Source organism: Mucilaginibacter frigoritolerans, from assembly GCF_007830615.1.
Lineage (GTDB): Bacteria > Bacteroidota > Bacteroidia > Sphingobacteriales > Sphingobacteriaceae > Mucilaginibacter > Mucilaginibacter frigoritolerans.
The window spans coordinates 1-1,521 of the sequence record NZ_VLLI01000030.1 but is presented as its reverse complement, the minus strand read 5'-3'; the positions used below and the strand labels follow the sequence as shown (position 1 = coordinate 1,521).

General features: G+C 40.2%; 1 protein-coding gene. It reads right to left on the bottom strand.

Annotated features, from left to right (window positions below; translation table 11 throughout):
- Positions 1–72: 72 nt before the first annotated feature.
- The gene (locus JN11_RS24280) at positions 73–1,446 is read right to left on the bottom strand and encodes a transposase (RefSeq protein WP_144916906.1); all 1,374 of its coding nucleotides are present in this window, start codon (positions 1,444–1,446) and stop codon (positions 73–75) included.
- Positions 1,447–1,521: the final 75 nt, after the last annotated feature.

Below are 1,521 nucleotides of genomic sequence, written 5' to 3'. Positions count from 1 at the left end.
CGTGGCTGTTGCACAACGAAGCGTTTAGGAATTACAATTCCAGTCTGACGATTTATGTTAACCTTAGATTCATTAAAGTGAGAAAACAAATCGTGGCGATAACAGACTTAATAACGCATCCCAAAAGCATTTTCCGCCGTATTTTATTAGTTTCTTGAGATTATATGCGATCCCAGCCATTATCATACATTTATTGGCCAGTTTTATCCCAATGGTGTTGACTTTCCGCATGCCCAGGTATTCAATAAGGTTTCCAATGATGGGTTCCACGGTGCTTTTTCTTATAATCATCATCTGTTTGCCATATGCTTCATTCATCCGCTTGTGCATTTCATCGAACAATGGCTTCTTTACAGAATCCACTAGATTTTTATAGTCCGATTTGCCAAGGCATTTTGTGCGGATAGGACAGTTTTTGCAATCAGACCGTTTGCTCATATAGTTCTTTTGAGTACCGTGATGTTCCCGATAACCGGCAAACTTTAAAGCATTACCTTGGGGGCATAAGTAACGGTCGTTCTCTCTTTCATAAGTAAAGCCCTCGCGTTCGGGTTTATAGGTACCCGTATTGGGGATATAGCCAGTAATTCCTCTTGAAATAAGGCTTTCCAATGCTGATGAACTGCTGTAATTGGCATCGGCGATGACTTCTTCAACCACTAAGCCATGTTCTTTTAGGTTGTTATCAATCTTTTCAAGTACAGCATCAAGGTACTGGCAATCTTTCTTATCTGCGTGGAAAGCACCTATACTGGTAATAATATAACTTGAGGTATCAACGCTAAGCTGGCTGAGGTAATTCAGCTTGGTTATCTTACCGGGTTTTACCGACATCCTTGAATCTGGGTCAGTAGTACTGGCGCGGTTGGTATTGCTCCGTTTTTGAGGTTTAGTACCCTCTGGCTTATTGGCATCATCTTTAGGTTCATCTTCCTTTAATTGGCTGGTGAAAACCTCGGCATCATCTAAAATATCCTTAACACTGTCCATTGCTGCATTGGCCTTTACGTAAACGCTGTCTATCGCCTGCCTTTTACCGGTTAACATTCCCTTGTCGATACATTGCTTCAATACCTGCTTAAATAGCAGGTTAAAAACATCCTCATCATAAAGCTGACGCGTACGGCTAAGTGTAGAGTGCCATGGCAATTCTTCATCAATATTATAGCCAATAAAGTAAAGGATATCAAGGCGCATAGAAGCCATATGAACAATCCGCCTGTCGCTCGGCTGGTTTTCTAAATAGCCAACCAGTAATAACTTGAAAAATACAATCGGGTCGATGCTCTTTTGCCCATCCTTACCATAATACTTAGCTGTAGCTGTGTATAAAAACTGAAGGTCTAATACCTCTTTTAACTTTCTGTAAATATTGTCCGATGGGACACGGTCAGACAACTGGAAATTGGTAAAGAGCTTTTCTTGATATTGTTTCTTGCCTTGCATGTTATTAAGATACTAAAAATCAATATCTTAACATAATATTGTCAAAAAATATTCGCTTCGTTGTGCAACAGCCAC

Excerpts from the sequence above, each read along its gene's own strand:
- JN11_RS24280 (WP_144916906.1), bottom strand. The coding sequence starts at position 1,446 with ATGCAAGGCAAGAAACAATATCAAGAAAAGCTCTTTACCAATTTCCAG.